Consider the following 15532-nt stretch of genomic DNA (forward strand, 5'->3'; position numbering starts at 1 on the left):
ATTTGTTGTCGCCCTATTATGGCCTACCGATAAGCAAATCCGCGTGACCTATCCCCTGTTTCTCGTCGTGAACTTTATGAACAAAATAGCCGCAATGCTCAATATTCTCTTTATCTCCGTTTTAAAGACAGACATTTAACAGTTAATTAACCTTTACACAAAGTTCAGACTTAACGCTTACACGGCATTAAGACGGAGCAAAATAATAAGGCTCATCAAAAAATAGAGTCGCCAACATAAGGAACGTGAACATGTTAAAGGTAATCAAACCAACGCTCGCCGCTTCAATCATCGCAGCTTCATTCTCATTCAACGCTTTTGCTGCGGATATTGAAAAAATGCACTTCTTGATCCCAGGTGGCGCTGGCGGCGGTTGGGATATGACTGCCCGTGGTACGGGTGATGTGTTAGTAAAATCAGACATCGTAGAGAACGTGTCGTTTCAAAACCTATCAGGTGGCGGCGGTGGTAAAGCGATTGCTCACTTAATTGAAACGGCAGATCGCCAAGAAGACACGCTCATGGTGAACTCAACACCAATCGTTGTGCGTTCTCTTAGCGGTATTTTTCCTCAATCCTTCCGTGACCTAACGCCTGTGGCTGCAACAGTTGCAGATTACGGCGCGATTGTTGCCTCTGCGGACTCGCCATACAACACATGGGAAGATGCTGTAAAAGCGTTTGAAGCCGATCCTCGCAAAGTGAAGATTGCTGGTGGCTCAGCGCGCGGGTCTATGGATCACCTTGTCATTGCGGCGGCATTTAAAGGCGAAGGCTTTGATGCGCGTAAAGTCCGTTACATTGGCTATGATGCGGGCGGTAAAGCAATGGCAGCCCTGCTTTCTGGCGAAACTCAATTGCTTTCAACAGGTTTAGGTGAAGTACTGGAAATGTCCAAATCTGGCCAAGTGAAAGTACTTGCTATCACTGCGCCAAAACGCCTAGAAGCCGCGCCGAACATTCCAACTTTAACGGAATACGGCAACGAAACGGTATTTGCGAACTGGCGTGGATTCTTTGCTGCACCGGGCGTTAGCCAAAAGAAAATCGACGAATGGAATGCCGCATTCGCTAAGATGTACAACACTGACGAGTGGCAAGTCGTTCGTGACCGCAACGGTTGGATAGACAACTACAAAGCGGACAAAGCATTCTTCGCGTTCCTTGAAGATCAAGAGAAGCAAATGGGTGACCTGATGCGTGAGCTAGGCTTCCTGAAATAACCGTTATTCCGGGGCTCCCTCCGATAGCAACTTAGCGTAAAACCTGAGTTGCTATTCGCCCCAACGGCATTTGCACTCTATGTTTCACCGTATATGGACATTGTCGACACTCGGCATACACACTCCTTTGTTTATTGATTGTTAAGCATATCGACTAGCAGCGAAATGCTTACTTGTTAATGGATTACTTTGCACATTAACGTTCATATACGGTCTTTTTTATTCTTGTTAGGAGTTGAATATGTCTCGTTCAACCAACGTTTTTACCAAAGAATATCTACTCTGTCGCGACCGTGTTGGCGCCATGATTTTCCTGCTCTTCTGCCTTTGCTACGGTTATCAAACGTCTCAAATCGCACTGTTTCCGGGCGATGAGTATGAACCGTTTACTGCGCGCACCTTGCCAACCATTCTGACTTATATCGGCATCGGGCTTTCTCTCTTGCTTCTTGTGACTGGCCAACCAGACAAAAAGAGCGGCGCCGTTTTAACCTTCAACTGGAAGCTACTGATCTCGTTCTTAGTGCTGATGGCCCTTTACGGCTTGGGCCTAACCTACCTGGGCTTTGTACTCGCGACAGGTTTCTTTTTGCTTGCGGGTTTCTATCTGCTTGGAGAAAGACGCAAACCCGTTTTGTTTGGTGCCTCTTTCCCATTCGTTATCGCCTTTTATTTATTGCTCACTCAAGGTTTGGATATCTATCTCGAACCGGGTTTGATTTTCACCATCTGGTAGCCAAAGAAAGGACTGAATTATGTTAGATGGAATTCTACAAGGTTTATCCACCGCGGTGATGCCAATGAACATCATGATGGTGATTGTTGGCTGCTTCGTCGGCACATTTATCGGCATGCTGCCGGGTCTTGGCCCAATTTCGGCCATCGCGTTGATGATCCCGATTACTTATGGTTTAGAGCCTTCATCGGGCCTCATCTTGATGGCGGGTGTTTACTACGGCGCCGTATTTGGTGGCTCAACCTCTTCAATTTTGATCAACGCACCAGGCTGCTCTTCAACGGTCGTAACCGCGTTTGACGGTTACCCAATGGCGCAAAAAGGTCAAGCGGGTAAAGCGCTAGCATTAGCCGCTTACTCCTCTTTTACTGGCGGCACACTTTCGGCCATCATGCTGCTCGTGGCTGCGCCAGCCTTGGCTAACGTGTCGTTAAGCTTTCAATCTTCTGATTACTTTGCATTGATGTTGCTCGGCTTGTCTGCCGTTGCGGCTTTTGCTGGTAAAGGTCAGGTCATTAAAGCGTGGATGATGACCATTCTTGGCTTGATGCTGTCGACAGTCGGTATCGATAAAGGCGTTGGCGTCGAGCGTTTCACCTTTGGTTTAACCGATTTGATGGACGGTTTTAGCTTCCTTCTTCTTGCAATGGCGACGTTTGCTTTGGGCGAAACCTTAATGGGGATTCTCAAACCTTCAAACGATACTCGTGATGAAGAGCAAGACAAATTGAGCAACATCGGCTCGATGAAAGTCACCAAAGAGGAAATTAAAGAAGTCGCTCCGGTATCGATCCGCTCTTCTATCCTAGGTTTCTTTACTGGCGTACTTCCGGGCGCAGGCGCAACAATCGCGGCATTCCTAAGTTACGGCTTAGAGCGCAACTTGGCTCCAAAAGAGAAAAAAGAAGAGTTCGGAAAAGGCAGCATTCGTGGTCTGGTTGCGCCAGAATCAGCGAACAATGCCGCATCAAGTGGCTCATTCGTTCCATTGTTAACGCTGGGTATTCCAGGCTCAGGCACCACCGCTATTATGCTTGGCGCGTTAATCGCCTACGGCATTCAACCTGGCCCTCGCCTGTTTGTTGAACACCCGGATGTCTTCTGGTCAGTCATCATCTCAATGTACTTTGGTAACATCGTGCTTGTGATCCTTAACTTGCCGTTGATTCCTTACATCTCGAAACTACTGGCCGTTCCAAGAACAGTGCTTCTACCTATGATTTTGTTCTTCTCAATTACAGGTGTGTACTTAGTTTCGTTCAATACGATGGATGTGTTTGTGATGCTACTTGTGGCGATGGCTGCCATTGCACTTAGACTGGCAAACTTCCCGCTCGCACCATTGCTGCTTGGCTTCATCCTCGGCGGCTTGATGGAAGAAAACTTGCGCCGAGCGTTGATGATTTCTGACGGTGAGTTGAGCTTCTTGTGGGAGCGTCCGATTACGTTGACGTTTACTGTGCTGGCAGTATTAGTGCTGGGTAGCCCGCTGTTTGTGAAGCTGTTTCAAAAGCTTAAAGCGCAACCTATAAAAGTTGAGCAATAATCGTCGATTCCTCCTTCTTGATAGCCCCTAAAAGCCACCCTCGCGGTGGCTTTTTATTTCTTCGATCTTTCTACGATATAGCTACGATGAATTAATATCACGGCTAAGAGAAAAATTTCGCTAGAAAGAGGTTCACGTTATCAAAACCGCAACGGAACTGAACAATTTCGTTTTGGAGCATGTAAAGTAAATCTCATAAAAACGTTAGAACATGCGTTCTCAAAATCTAAGACTCTAATAACCAATAAGAACATAACAAGGATTGTTTATGCTGCTGGAATTGGCTCTGTTGTTTGCTGCAGGCGTGGTAGGTGGAATCATGAATTCGATAGCAGGAGGCGGAAGTTTTATCACCTTCCCCGCCCTGATGGCGGTTGGCGTGCCGCCCATCATGGCTAACGCCACCAACACTTACGCCGCATGCGCGGGATACATAAGCGGTGCCGTGGGTTTTCGTGAAGAAATTTTGAAGAACAAGCAAGAACTGCTATTCACCATCTCGTTCAGCTTAGTCGGTGGCGCAGTTGGCGCGTATCTTCTTCTCAACACGCCAGAATCACTGTTTTTGGAAGCCATTCCTTGGCTACTTTTGTTTGCTACGGTGCTGTTTCTTACAGGTTCTCGGTTAACAATGATCATCAAATCCATCACCAAAGAACATAAACACGCGGGCGTGTTAGGCTTAATCGCATTGAGTTTGTTGTTGGTGGGCGTTTCAGCATACGGCGGATTTTTTAATGCCGGATTAGGTGTGATTGTTCTGAGTTACCTCGTTGTGGCGGGCCATCAAGACATCAACTTGATGAATGGGCTTAAACTTCTGGTTTCAACGTGTGTCTCTCTCATCGCTATCGTCATTTTTGTTGCGAACGGCTCTATCGATTGGAGTAAAGGCAGCGTGGTAATGGTCGGGACATTAGCTGGCGGCTATCTCGCCGCGCGTGTGTCTCGCCAGCTTAATCCGAGCCACGTTAAAGGCTTTGTCGCTCTCTCTTCGATTATCATCACCATTTACTTTTTTATTGACGTTTACGCCTAACCCAAACAGAAAAAGCGCCATCAACTTAATGGCGCTTTTGCGGCTTTCAATAAAGGTTTCTAAAAAGAAGTTTATTAAATAACGTGAAAAAGTGAGTTTAGAAAACCGTTTTAAGACGGACTACCACTTACTTAATCAATCCAACTTCTTTGTAGTATTTAAGTGCACCGGGATGAAGTGGCGCAGACAAACCATCTTTTACCATTTCTTCTTTCTTCAAATTCGCAAACGCAGGATGAAGACGACGGAAATCATCGAAGTTTTCAAACACGGCCTTCACGACGTTATACACCACATCTTCAGGCACGGCAGTAGATGAAACAAACGTCGCACCAACACCGAATGTCATCACATCGTTATCCGAGCCGCGATACATGCCGCCAGGCACGGTAGCAACGCGGTAAAAACTGTTGTCGGCGATAAGCTTATCCACTTTTGGGCCAGCGACTGTCACGATGTTACTGTCGCACGAAGTGGTTGCTTCTTTAATCGCACCACTTGGGTGACCAACGGTGTAAACCATTGCGTCGATTTTATTATCACAAAGCGCTTTCGATTGTTCTGCCGCTTTCAATTCCGAAACCAGTTTGAAGTCATCGTTGCTCCAACCATATTCCTTCATCAACACTTCCATAGTGCCTCGCTGACCAGAGCCAGGATTACCAATGTTGACTCTTTTACCTTTTAAGTCATCAAACGTTTTGATATTTGAATCTTGACGGGCAACCACCGTAAACGGTTCTGGGTGAACAGAAAATACCGCGCGCAGCTCTTTAAACGGACCATTTTCAGCAAACTGGCTGGTGCCGTTATACGCGTGATATTGCCAATCTGATTGCGCAATACCCAAATCTAACTCGCCTGCGCGAATGGTGTTGATGTTGTATATCGAACCGCCCGTACTTTCGACCGAACAACGAATGCCGTGCTCTGCTCGAGATTTATTTACCAAGCGACAGATAGCCCCACCCGTGGGATAGTAAACACCTGTGACGCCACCCGTACCTATTGTGACGAAAGTCTCTTCGGCGGCAACTGAATAGCCGGCAGTCAACGCTGCAAGTGACGCAGCTAGCGCGATGTGCTTAAACTTAAACATTGAACGTCCTTTTCCTTTGTTTATGACGGTGTAAGTATAGCAATCGTTAACAATTTGATAACGTTTAAGTTCTCATCCTTGAACTTTGCTTCTCACACCCGATTCGAGAATGATTTACAAAACCACATAATAATCTGATATATAAAGAGTATTTTTTATTCTATCCTTTTAAATACAAAAAAAAGCGTTGTATAAACAACGCTTTGTCAGTACTAAAATGAAACCGCAATTACACTGTCGGGATAGATGCGCGCCACGCCTGGTTCTGACTATCAGAGATAGAACGGAACAGCTCACGCAACTCTTTAAGCAGCCCTTCTTGGAAGCCGATGTTCTCATCTGCTTTTTGCTTCGCTGCTTGAGCACGCGTCGCTTGCACTTCATCGTCCTTGCTGCGAGCTTGCGCTTTAGTTTGTTCAACGTTCGATGCTGAGTTTGCCATCTGTCCAAGAGCTTGAAGAATCGCGTTCTTCGCTTGGTTTGAGCTCATCAGTTTATCGAACTTGCGACCGCCGCTAGTCAACTGAGCCGTGGTGTCTGCAATGCTGTCTTTCGCTAGCGAATGTGCGCGTTTTACTTGATCTTGTTGAGTTTTTGACAAGTTACCGTTGTTCATCAACTCTTCAACCTGATCGAAGCCCGCCTTTTGCGTTTTCAGCACGTTGTTGCTTGCCATCTCGGTCTTAATTTCTTTACCCGCTTTGAACGAACCAAGCGCACCGATAATTGCTGTAGCACCCGCTAACACACCAGATACAACCGCCATCGCGATCATCGCGCTAGCAGAGTTGTTCAGCTCTGCCGCTTGGCTTTGCAAACTCGCAACGTTGGCTTCAACCGCAATTTCACGTTGAAGCACTTGCTGTTCACGGCTTAGCTTCGACACTTGGTAAAGCAGCGTCAACAAAGACAGCGATTGAGAAACCGCGTCCGAAGGTGATTTGATCACTTCTTCACCGTTTAGCACTTTCGTGGTAGTGCTCATCAGTAGATCAATCGTTGGTGCAAGCTCTCCCATCAGGTTCGCAACCACTTGTGCTTGATTACTGATCGCAGGAGCTTTCGGCCCATCTAATTGATAGCGACCTGCACCAGAAACGTTTGACTCACCGTTGCTTTTTACTGCACCCGCTTCCAATTTGGTCTCTGGTGTTTTTTCTGCTTTGGTTGTTTTGATAGTGTCGCCCAAACCATACAGTTCACCGCGCCCCGTTCCACCAATTTTATCCAACATACTTCCGCTCCTTAAACCGTTGCAGGACGGCTTAACACCGTTTGCATGGTTTCACTTTTCGCCTGAATCATTTGCATGATGATGCTCATCAGCTCTTGGAAATCTTCCATCAACTTGCCAATTTCTTCTTTTAGCTTGTCGATGACCGCCTGACTCAATGTCATTTTGGCGCGGAGATCCGTGATATCGGCTTGTATTTCCGTAACATTCGCATTGTTGGCAGCGTGAACGCTGTCCGTTGCGCCCTTACCTATGTTAACCGTAAGGTCGACCGTTTCAGCACCGTAGCGAATCGCTTTGGCTGTGGTTGTCGCAGCTTTAGAACCCATGTCCGCAACTTTTGCCATATTGGCTGCAGCTTTAGTGGCAATATCTGTCACTTTCTGCGCAATTTTGCTGGCACTTTTCGCGGCAAGTTTCGCGATACCACCAGCCGCCGCGCCACCAAAGGTCACGATTGCACCGATGACAGCGACAGCAATTTCTAATGCCATCACCACTTTGTTCAACACATCGACATTCACACCCGCTTCTTTTAGCGCGTCTTGAACGGCTGGTTCTTGCAGTGCCATGCTGACTGCACCCATGACGCCACCAGCGATCATAAGCGCGCCAGCTGCCGCACCAACGCCAGTAGCAACCATGATGGCACCTACCACAATGGAGACAACCGCGCTGATCCAACCAAAGATCTTCGCTGCTAAGCCCGATTTCTGAGCCTCTTTCGCAGCGGCTTCTGATTCCTTGATTTTCTCTTGGTTCTCTGCCATTTCTTGTTCATGTTTGGCTTTTGCGACTTTCACTTCCTGAATTTTCAGCTCGTTCTGAGCACTTTTCAGTTTGTCTGTAATCGCCGCAAGCTCCACTTCAAAATCGTCCGCAGAACCTGCGATGATTTTAACTGCGATCGAACCCGTCTGATCAGCAACAGCATGTAGCGCTTTTGCGATGGTATCGACGATCTTTTGCAGCTGAGCCATGGCTTTTAGCGTCAAGTCTGTCACTTTATCGCTCACGGCAGCATTTGGGGCATCTAGCTGAACTTTCACTCTTCCTGTATTCAGAGTGTCAGCATCTCTACTCTTTACGTTTTCAACCGTTACAGAAGGTGTCGCAGTAGACGCCGTTTTCTGTACGTTCTCTAACGTAGTTTGGCCAGACTCAGGGATGTAAACCTGCGTCTGAGTGCGGTCAAGTGCAATAGAACTCATAGTCTAATTACTCCTTTTGTTTCTCACCGCTTCTAACATGATGCCTGCACGTTGATGCAAGTCTGCATATTGTGATTTACCGGCAGACATCTCCTTCGCGCTGTAAAACCCACTCTCTGCTTCCGTCAGTTGTTCCAATTTCAGGTGACATTCCGCAGAGTGGAAAGGTGGGCGTGGATCGTTAATGTCCACGAGCGCTGCGTAGCTGTAGGCATCAATCGCCTGCAGATACTCACCCAGTTCCTGACGAGCAGCACCAAGGCCAATGAAAAATCGCGCCTGATAATGATCCAGCATGCTAAGCAGTTGGAAAACTTTGGCGGCTTGTTCAATCTTTCCTGATTGGAAGAAGTTGTAGCCGACCGCGTAAATGTGTTCGATGGTATCTGCCGATACATCGTGCAACATTTTCAGCGTGCCTCCCTCTTCCAGAAAAGACAGCAGCTCTTCTGCTTGCATTTGAGATGGATCGGTCGCGTTTGTTTTAGTCATGGTTGGTTATCCTTAAATGGCTCGTAGGATTTCTTGTAAAATACTGTGGTACTTCTGAACAAACTTGTTCATCGCTTCAACGGTCGAATTGTATTGCGAGCTGATGTCGTTTAGCTCAGTGGTTTTGATTTGAACTTCGTCGTTGAGTAGTTTGGATTTGTCGCTGACCGAACTGGAAAAGTTGGACAGTTTCTTGGTTTTTTCTTCGTCTTTAAAACTCGCGCCGTCAGCTACCGTTACACCCTGCTTTTTCAGAAAATCCGTGTGTGTAGTAATGCCATTGTCGGTGAGGTATTTATACTCAGGCGAGTTCTGATAATCGGTAGCAGAGTTGTAGTTGAAGTCGCTCGCACTAAAAGCATTGTCATCCGGTTTGTAAGTACCATCGACACTTTGCGTAGAGTGAATTTTCGACTGAACAACACCAAAGATTTTTAGTTGCACGGTTAAATCTTGCAGTGCTTCCTTTTGCTCGTTACGTTTTTCCAAGCGATTTACGCGACGCTCGTTTAATGCAAACAGCACTTGTTCATCAAAACGGTCACCAATACTGGACTCAACGACAGCCAACAAATCGCGAGCCGTCAAAGAGTGCTCTGCGCGAACCTCAAGATCCTTTTTCTCTTGCTCGGTGATATTGAGTAGACGATTTTTCAACGCACCTAAGTTCTTGCGTAATGTTTCGTAACGTTCGATAAACGAGGCGCCTGTCGACTCACCCTTCAGCATTTTTTCAAACTGGAAACGGATATCTCTTTCCGTATTGTTTTTTATCAGCTCAACCTGATCTGCAGAGATTTGCGTTTTTTGGATATCGACAATCGCTTTATCGTTGTAAAAAGCATCGATTTCGGTGTGAATCAGACTTACAGCAAAATTCGCAAACAAGCTTGAAAGCGTCAAAGAATCCGAGCTTTTGATGATGGCATCTAACGCTTTTCGTAAATTTTCAGTCCCAGCGGTTTCACCGTAAGCCGCAGTAAACTGACCTTTCACTTGCGTCGCCATTTCGCTTAACGCTTCGCTAAGCTGCTGTTTAGAAATGCCTGGCGTCCACGTAATTCTTTTCGCTAATTCGTCTGCAACATCCTTAGTTAAAGTGATACCAATTTGTTTAAAAACGTTCTGCAATTGCGTCGAGACGTTCGTAACAAAATTCGCTTCGGTTAGCAGAAAATCAGATGCTTTGAGCTGTGCCAGATTCATCGATGGCAAATGAGCAAACGCATTGCGAAGGAACGAAGATGCGCTCTCACGAACCACGCTAGAACTCATTTGACGCGCCAAATCATCAACAAATGAGGCAATATCCCCAGTAGCTGATTTCAGCTCTTCAGCGCTTAACTTTGCAATCTGCTGCGCTTGCGTGCTTTCGGTTCCAAGCTGAAATTGACTCACAAACTGAGTCGGCAATGACGAATCCACTTTGTCCGTAAGCTGGTCGGCAAACCAAGTTTGGAACTGACTTGCCAATGCATTGTTCATCTGCGTCGCAAGTTCGGCGGCGTCCATTTTACCGTTTGAACTCACTCGTTGTAGCGACGTCATCCAAATAGATGCGCTTTCGCTGAGCGCAGCACCCGAAAATGCGCTGTTTTTCTCTTTCAATTGAGTCAGCGTATCGACGTAAAGTGCGATGCTCTGTTCGTCTGTTTGACCTTTAATAGTTGGCAAATGCGCGATCAGTGAAGCAAGCTGCTGAGTTTCCGCATCACCTAAAATTGGGGTCAATTGCTCCGTTAGGCTTTGTCCAAACGTTGGCAGTGGCGTACTGCTTGCGGCGGCGGTTGCCGCTTCGGTTGCTGAGCCCGTTGTTGTCATATCCGTCATATCCAAACCTCTAGATCACCATACCGCGCATCATGGTTGGTCGCTTTCGTCTTTTACCCTGCACGCCTTGCAACTGATGCTGTTGCTGCCTGCGGCGCTGAACTTCTTCGATGAGTTCTTGCTCGGCGTGTTGCATTAACTTCGGCGAGGCGTTTAAACCGGCAAGCAGAACTTCTCCTGCTACGGGGCCAACACCGAGTCCTTCTAATAGCTCACTAAAAATGTCATTTCTTTCATCCGCATTTCGAATCGCTAACTCTGCATTTTCAATAGCTTGGGTAAAGGGTTGCTTCATATTGATTCCTATCTTAAAGCGTGTCTTCTCATTGGCGCTGTCAGTAACAGTCGAGAGTTTTTACATTTTTCTCTTTTTCAGTGGGCGATAGTCTGCAAGCCGCAAAAAATACCAGTCGGCTTGTTGATCGTGGCTAGCGCCACAGGCGTGTAAGTAGAATTGAGCCAAGCGTTGGCTACTCATGTTGCTACCACGCAACACATCAACGTTACCGCGGATAACCCAATCAGAAGGAAAAAGAGGGATGGCGTGCTCAGCCAAAAGAAACAGGCAAGAAAAGGGGTTACTCAACCCCAAATTCGGACTCACACGTTTGAGGAGTACAATAATTATCTCCCCTTGTTCGACACGAAACACCAGCTCCATGCCATCAACTTCAATGCGATAACCAAGTTGAATCGCACTTTTTTGCCAAAAGTACGGCGTCACTTCGATCCCCGTTTGTTCAAACGATTGTACAAGTGCTGCGTTCATTACATCCCTACCCGTCCAAGTGGCTGAATGTTGATCTGCTGAGTGAGTTCTTGAAAAGACAGAACGGGCAAATCGTAATATTCGGATTCAATCAGCTTTCGAACATAACGACGTACATCCATTGAAACCACCAGAACAGGCTTGTTCGGCATACGGCTTAAATCGCCTACAGTCTGTTTTACGTCGCTAACAAATTGCTGCGTAACCGAAGGATCAAGCGCTAAGTAGCTGCCCGCCGAGGTTTGTCGAATACCGCTGCGAATCGTGTCTTCGAGGCTCTGGTCCAGAAGGTATGCCGGCAGCATGTTCTGACCGCTCGCGTACTTGTAACAGATGTAACGCTTTAAGCTTGAACGAATGTATTCCGTCAACTGGACGACATCTTTTTCCTTTTGTCCCCACTCGACCATGGCCTCCAAAATGACGCGAAGGTTACGAATCGAAATGTCCTCAGATACTAAACGTTGCAAAATCTCCGTCATTTTTTGTAGCGGAACGATGCGCTGCGCCTCTTTCACCAACTCAGAATAACTGCCTTCCATTTGCTCAAGTAGGTAGCGAGTTTCTTGAATCCCAATAAAGTCTTGTGCGTACTCTTTCAATACGTGTGATAGATGGAACGTCAAAATACGGTCTGGTGTAAGGAAGCCGACATGGCTCGCAGTCAACTTCTCTTGATAGCTTTGTGCGACCCAAAGACTCGAGACTCCCGGGAGGAAGTCGTCATCTTGCTCAAAAGGCACACCAAGCAATTCAATCTGGTCGCTTCCTTCTGTGACCAGCAATTTGTCTTTCTCAATACGACCACGTGCAACGGGCACTTCTTGCAACTGAATCAAGTATTCGCCGTTTTTCATCCCGTCGTTAAAACGCAAGTGAATTCCAGGAAACGGTACGCCAAGATCGAGATACAACGCGCGTCTTACTCTGGCGAGTTCGTCGTTCAGTGCGACGGCTTCTAGGCTTTCTTGTAAGCTTGAATCCAGATCGATAAGCAGTGGCACTGTCATCGCGAACTCTTCTTGCTCGCCCAATTTGCCTTTGCTACCACGAGACGGCATTGGTTTATTGGGTTTTGCGGCAGGAGAACCCGCTCCCTGCGCGACAAAGCTCGGCAGATCGCTGCTTTCAGACTCGGTTTGCTTTTTCTGTTGATAGAAGAGGTAAAAACCGCCGCCACCGACCACCAAAGCCAGCACTAGGAATGTAATTTTCGGAAAGCCAGGGATAAGAGCGAACAAGATCAGCAGCACGCCACCAATCAACAGTGCACGAGGCTGAGCCGTGACTTGCCCACCAATGTCGGAGCCCAAGTCGGCCGAGTCTTCATGGGAAACACGCGTAACGATAATACCAGCGGTGATCGCGATAAATAGCGCAGGAATCTGCGATACCAAGCCATCACCTACGGTCAAAATCGCAAACAGCTCAAGCGCCTCTGACGCGCTCATGCCTTTTTGCGTGACGCCAATGGTGACGCCACCCAAGATGTTCACGATGATGATCACCAAGCCCGCAATGGAGTCGCCTTTTACGAACTTCATTGCGCCGTCCATCGAGCCGTACATTTGGCTCTCTTTCTCGATCAGTGAACGGCGATGACGTGCCTCGTGAACATCGATAACTCCAGCGCGCATGTCACCGTCGATACTCATCTGTTTGCCCGGCATGGCATCAAGAGAGAATCGAGCACTAACTTCAGCAACACGCTCCGAACCTTTGGTGATCACCATAAACTGTACAATAGTGATGATCAGGAAGACCACGATACCAACGACAAGGTTGCCGCCAACGACGAAGTTACCAAAGGTGTAAACGATTTGACCCGCATCGCCTTGAAGCAAGATCAAACGTGTCGTGGTGATTGACAGCGACAAACGAAATAGCGTCGTGATCAGCAATACTGCCGGAAACGCCGAAAACTCCAGTGGCGTGGTGATGTAAATCGCCAACATCAGCAACACGACAGCAATACTCATGTTTGCGCCGATCAGCACATCTACTAGTGCAGTTGGCAAAGGCAAAATCATCATAAAGACGATCGCCAGCAACATCACTGCGAGCATGATGTCTTTGCGTTGCCCTACCTTGTTTAGAATATCGATCAACTTATTCATGAGATTCACTATGTAAAGATTGCAGATAGCGTCGATGCGCTTGGCGTGCGCCCTCGACGTCATTTTGTTTCCAGCGCGCTTGGCTCAAGCAAAACCAAATTCCCGCCGCTTGCACAGACTGCGATTGCGACTTCAGTAAGCCTTCACATATCGCAACAGCGCGGGTGTAACGGCCAGTTTGCAAACACGCGACCGCGAGCGTGTGTAACGCATCTTCGCGTTCTGGTTCGAGTTCTAACACGGCATCCAGTATCGCGATGGCTTGATCGGGTTGTTGGTATTGAACTTGAAGCGCAGCGTGAACCAGCAGCAGCTCAATATCTTTGGTGCTTAGCATGTGGGTTAAACCTGAATAAGAAGATTGAGCGCCATGGTGAGGTAACGCTGGTCCAGTTGTGTGCTTTGTAGCGTTTCGGCGGCTTTAGCAAGGTTCGCTGAGCCTGATTCCTGTGCGAGTTGCTGAACACGAGCTAAAGTATTGTCGAATTGCTGACGGTACTTTTCTGGACGAAGCAGTTCACAATGGTCCAGTTTTGGCTTCGCTAACGCCAACAAATATTGATCGGACGGTCTTAGGTCATACAGTTTTTCCAAATGAGTCGCGACGGCTTGCCCATCCGGCAGTAACTGAAATCGTTTGGGGAAATCCGTTTCGACTTCACCATGGGAAACGTGAGTAAAGGCTTCAATGCCGACATTTAACGTACTAACTCGGGTCATCAACTTGCCACTTCATCGTGAAGACGCACTAAAAGAGCGAACGCTTGTTCGAGTGTCGGCAGCGTCACTTCATCGCCTTCAATTTTGGCGGAAAACACCAAGGTTTCGTCGTCGAGCAAACCGGTTTTCATTTCAAAAGGCCAACCCTGTTCGGCATGGCACAAACGCAGCGCATGCTGAATACGCTCGCTCGATTGATGCCACGACAACGCACGCGCCAACATAAGGAAAAGTCGATCATGATGTTTTTCTATGTGCAATGTGCCGCTTTGCTCAAAGCTCAACTGCACACGTCCTGCGGCAGAAAAATCCACCGCATCTAAACCCATTCCTCGGCAAAACTCATCGACTGATGCATCAATCCAACTCATCGTCCCACGCTTCCTCTTCTTCTAAATCAATGGCTTCGTCTAGCGCCTTTTGTGCGGCTTGTATTAGGTTTTGTCTCTGTTCGTCGTCAGCAAATACATCAACGGGGATGTGTCGTATCAACTTGTGCAGCTCTCGAAAAAAATCGATTTTCTGTTCTATTGCCACCAACTCCATTGATGTTGCGATCTTCCAAATCTCTTCACTGCTGACCCAACGTTGCTCGACCAGAGCAATTACGTCAGCCATCAAATCAGAAGCCTGATAAGCCATGACTCATCCTTTCTGGTTTGAACATTTGAAATAGCCGCCCTACTTGATCTTGCAAGGTGTTTAACGTTTTGAGTTTTTGCATGTCGGACATCAGTAGCTGCAATTTGACGGAGTCAATGTTGCTGCCTTGAACGCTAAGGTCGGCACTCATGCCTTGCAGCATGAAGTCCACCGCAGTAGAGACTTCTTGCTCACCAAAACGCTCGACAACATCCTGATATGCAGAGCCAAGCCCTTGATAGCTGTGCACCGTATCGCGGTAAAAGCCGCGCAACTGATGAAGAGAGCTGAACTCTTGCTCTTTGCTAAACTCATCAGCGAAATGAGAAACACGGATTTCGGTGTCGATTTGCGACCAAGAATCCGGGTTTTGCTCGATTTTCAAGATCGCTTGGTCAATCAGCGCCAATAAGTGCTTGCTTTCCGGATTGGCCGATAAGTATTTCTTCACCGCTTTTAGAGCTAAGTATTGGTGGCTTTTCTCTTCCGAAAACCCGCTCAAATACGCTTGAAGCTGAGCGATGGTCGAAATGTTGCCACCCGCCATTTTGGCCGCAAGATCTTTGATTTTTTGGTTTTTCTCTAGATCGGGCACCTTTCTGAGGTAATCAGAAACCATCTCGTGCGCTTCGTTAACGCGAACGCCACCGTCTTTTATTTTGCGTTTGGTGAGAGCTTTTTCTGCTTTTTCGGAGCCAAGTGATGTGAGCTCTTCCATCGCGTCAAAAAGCGATTGAGTGGCGTTGTGCACGCGCACTGTCTCACCTCGATAACTGCCTTTTACGGCACTGTCCGCACGAGACGATTCCAATCCATTTCGGACCGATGCATCAAACTTGGTGTTGGTTGCTATCTGACTATTGATAATGCTCAT

17 protein-coding genes are annotated in these 15532 nt (G+C 47.4%); 4 read left to right on the forward strand and 13 right to left on the reverse strand.

What is annotated here, in order from left to right:
* Positions 1 to 251: 251 nt before the first annotated feature.
* The 4 genes from ACF8OV_RS05005 (at position 252) to ACF8OV_RS05020 (ending at position 4544) form a co-directional block, all read left to right on the forward strand.
* A complete protein-coding gene (locus tag ACF8OV_RS05005; protein ID WP_069494215.1) occupies positions 252 to 1223 on the forward strand; it encodes a tripartite tricarboxylate transporter substrate binding protein in 972 nt (323 codons plus the stop codon).
* Between the two features lie 241 nt (positions 1224 to 1464).
* Positions 1465 to 1959: a tripartite tricarboxylate transporter TctB family protein gene (locus tag ACF8OV_RS05010; protein ID WP_015296786.1), complete on the forward strand. Its 495-nt coding sequence runs from the start codon at positions 1465 to 1467 to the stop codon at positions 1957 to 1959.
* A gap of 19 nt (positions 1960 to 1978) precedes the next feature.
* On the forward strand, positions 1979 to 3505 hold the full coding sequence (locus ACF8OV_RS05015) for a tripartite tricarboxylate transporter permease (RefSeq protein ID WP_025575490.1): 1527 nt from the start codon (positions 1979 to 1981) through the stop codon (positions 3503 to 3505).
* 268 nt (positions 3506 to 3773) lie between these two features.
* Positions 3774 to 4544, forward strand: coding sequence for a sulfite exporter TauE/SafE family protein (locus ACF8OV_RS05020; protein ID WP_031415940.1), 771 nt, complete (start codon positions 3774 to 3776; stop codon positions 4542 to 4544).
* 127 nt (positions 4545 to 4671) lie between these two features.
* Here the strand turns inward: ACF8OV_RS05020 and ACF8OV_RS05025 are convergent, their stop codons facing one another.
* The 13 genes from ACF8OV_RS05025 to vopN all read right to left on the reverse strand — a co-directional run bounded on the left by ACF8OV_RS05025 (position 4672) and on the right by vopN (position 15532).
* Positions 4672 to 5643 (reverse strand): TAXI family TRAP transporter solute-binding subunit, encoded by a 972-nt coding sequence (locus ACF8OV_RS05025; RefSeq protein WP_021448581.1) that lies wholly within the window; start codon positions 5641 to 5643, stop codon positions 4672 to 4674.
* Positions 5644 to 5872: 229 nt separating this feature from the next.
* The gene (vopD, locus tag ACF8OV_RS05030; RefSeq protein WP_317676165.1) at positions 5873 to 6877 is read right to left on the reverse strand and encodes a type III secretion system translocon subunit VopD; all 1005 of its coding nucleotides are present in this window, start codon (positions 6875 to 6877) and stop codon (positions 5873 to 5875) included.
* Positions 6878 to 6888: 11 nt separating this feature from the next.
* Complete coding sequence (vopB, locus tag ACF8OV_RS05035) at positions 6889 to 8088, reverse strand: type III secretion system translocon subunit VopB (protein ID WP_005464635.1); 1200 nt, start codon at positions 8086 to 8088, stop codon at positions 6889 to 6891.
* A 3-nt stretch (positions 8089 to 8091) separates the two neighbouring features.
* Positions 8092 to 8580: a SycD/LcrH family type III secretion system chaperone VcrH gene (vcrH, locus tag ACF8OV_RS05040; RefSeq protein WP_005464462.1), complete on the reverse strand. Its 489-nt coding sequence runs from the start codon at positions 8578 to 8580 to the stop codon at positions 8092 to 8094.
* 12 nt (positions 8581 to 8592) lie between these two features.
* On the reverse strand, positions 8593 to 10416 hold the full coding sequence (vcrV, locus tag ACF8OV_RS05045; protein ID WP_079856887.1) for a type III secretion system needle tip protein VcrV: 1824 nt from the start codon (positions 10414 to 10416) through the stop codon (positions 8593 to 8595).
* A 4-nt stretch (positions 10417 to 10420) separates the two neighbouring features.
* Positions 10421 to 10705, reverse strand: a complete 285-nt coding sequence (vcrG, locus tag ACF8OV_RS05050; protein WP_317676164.1) for an LcrG family type III secretion system chaperone VcrG — start codon at positions 10703 to 10705, stop codon at positions 10421 to 10423.
* Between the two features lie 60 nt (positions 10706 to 10765).
* Positions 10766 to 11179: an LcrR family type III secretion system chaperone VcrR gene (vcrR, locus tag ACF8OV_RS05055; RefSeq protein WP_025508982.1), complete on the reverse strand. Its 414-nt coding sequence runs from the start codon at positions 11177 to 11179 to the stop codon at positions 10766 to 10768.
* Positions 11179 to 13305 carry a SctV family type III secretion system export apparatus subunit VcrD gene (gene vcrD / locus ACF8OV_RS05060; protein WP_079856886.1) on the reverse strand — a complete coding sequence of 709 codons (2127 nt, stop codon included), beginning with the start codon at positions 13303 to 13305 and terminating at the stop codon, positions 11179 to 11181. The genes vcrR and vcrD overlap by 1 nt, the downstream gene beginning before the upstream one ends.
* Entirely contained in the window at positions 13289 to 13633 is a 345-nt protein-coding gene (gene vscY / locus ACF8OV_RS05065; protein WP_021822202.1) for a type III secretion system chaperone VscY, read from the reverse strand. Before vscY ends, vcrD begins: the two co-directional genes overlap by 17 nt.
* 5 nt (positions 13634 to 13638) lie before the next feature.
* Positions 13639 to 14016 (reverse strand): type III secretion system protein VscX, encoded by a 378-nt coding sequence (gene vscX / locus ACF8OV_RS05070; protein WP_069488572.1) that lies wholly within the window; start codon positions 14014 to 14016, stop codon positions 13639 to 13641.
* Positions 14016 to 14387: a type III secretion chaperone SycN gene (gene sycN / locus ACF8OV_RS05075; protein WP_017448973.1), complete on the reverse strand. Its 372-nt coding sequence runs from the start codon at positions 14385 to 14387 to the stop codon at positions 14016 to 14018. The genes vscX and sycN overlap by 1 nt, the downstream gene beginning before the upstream one ends.
* Complete coding sequence (locus tag ACF8OV_RS05080) at positions 14374 to 14658, reverse strand: TyeA family type III secretion system gatekeeper subunit (protein ID WP_005464474.1); 285 nt, start codon at positions 14656 to 14658, stop codon at positions 14374 to 14376. The genes sycN and ACF8OV_RS05080 overlap by 14 nt, the downstream gene beginning before the upstream one ends.
* A complete protein-coding gene (gene vopN / locus ACF8OV_RS05085) occupies positions 14639 to 15532 on the reverse strand; it encodes a SctW family type III secretion system gatekeeper subunit VopN (RefSeq protein ID WP_392404334.1) in 894 nt (297 codons plus the stop codon). Before vopN ends, ACF8OV_RS05080 begins: the two co-directional genes overlap by 20 nt.

Source organism: Vibrio sp. GLN_1, from assembly GCF_043106015.1.
GTDB lineage: Bacteria > Pseudomonadota > Gammaproteobacteria > Enterobacterales > Vibrionaceae > Vibrio > Vibrio parahaemolyticus.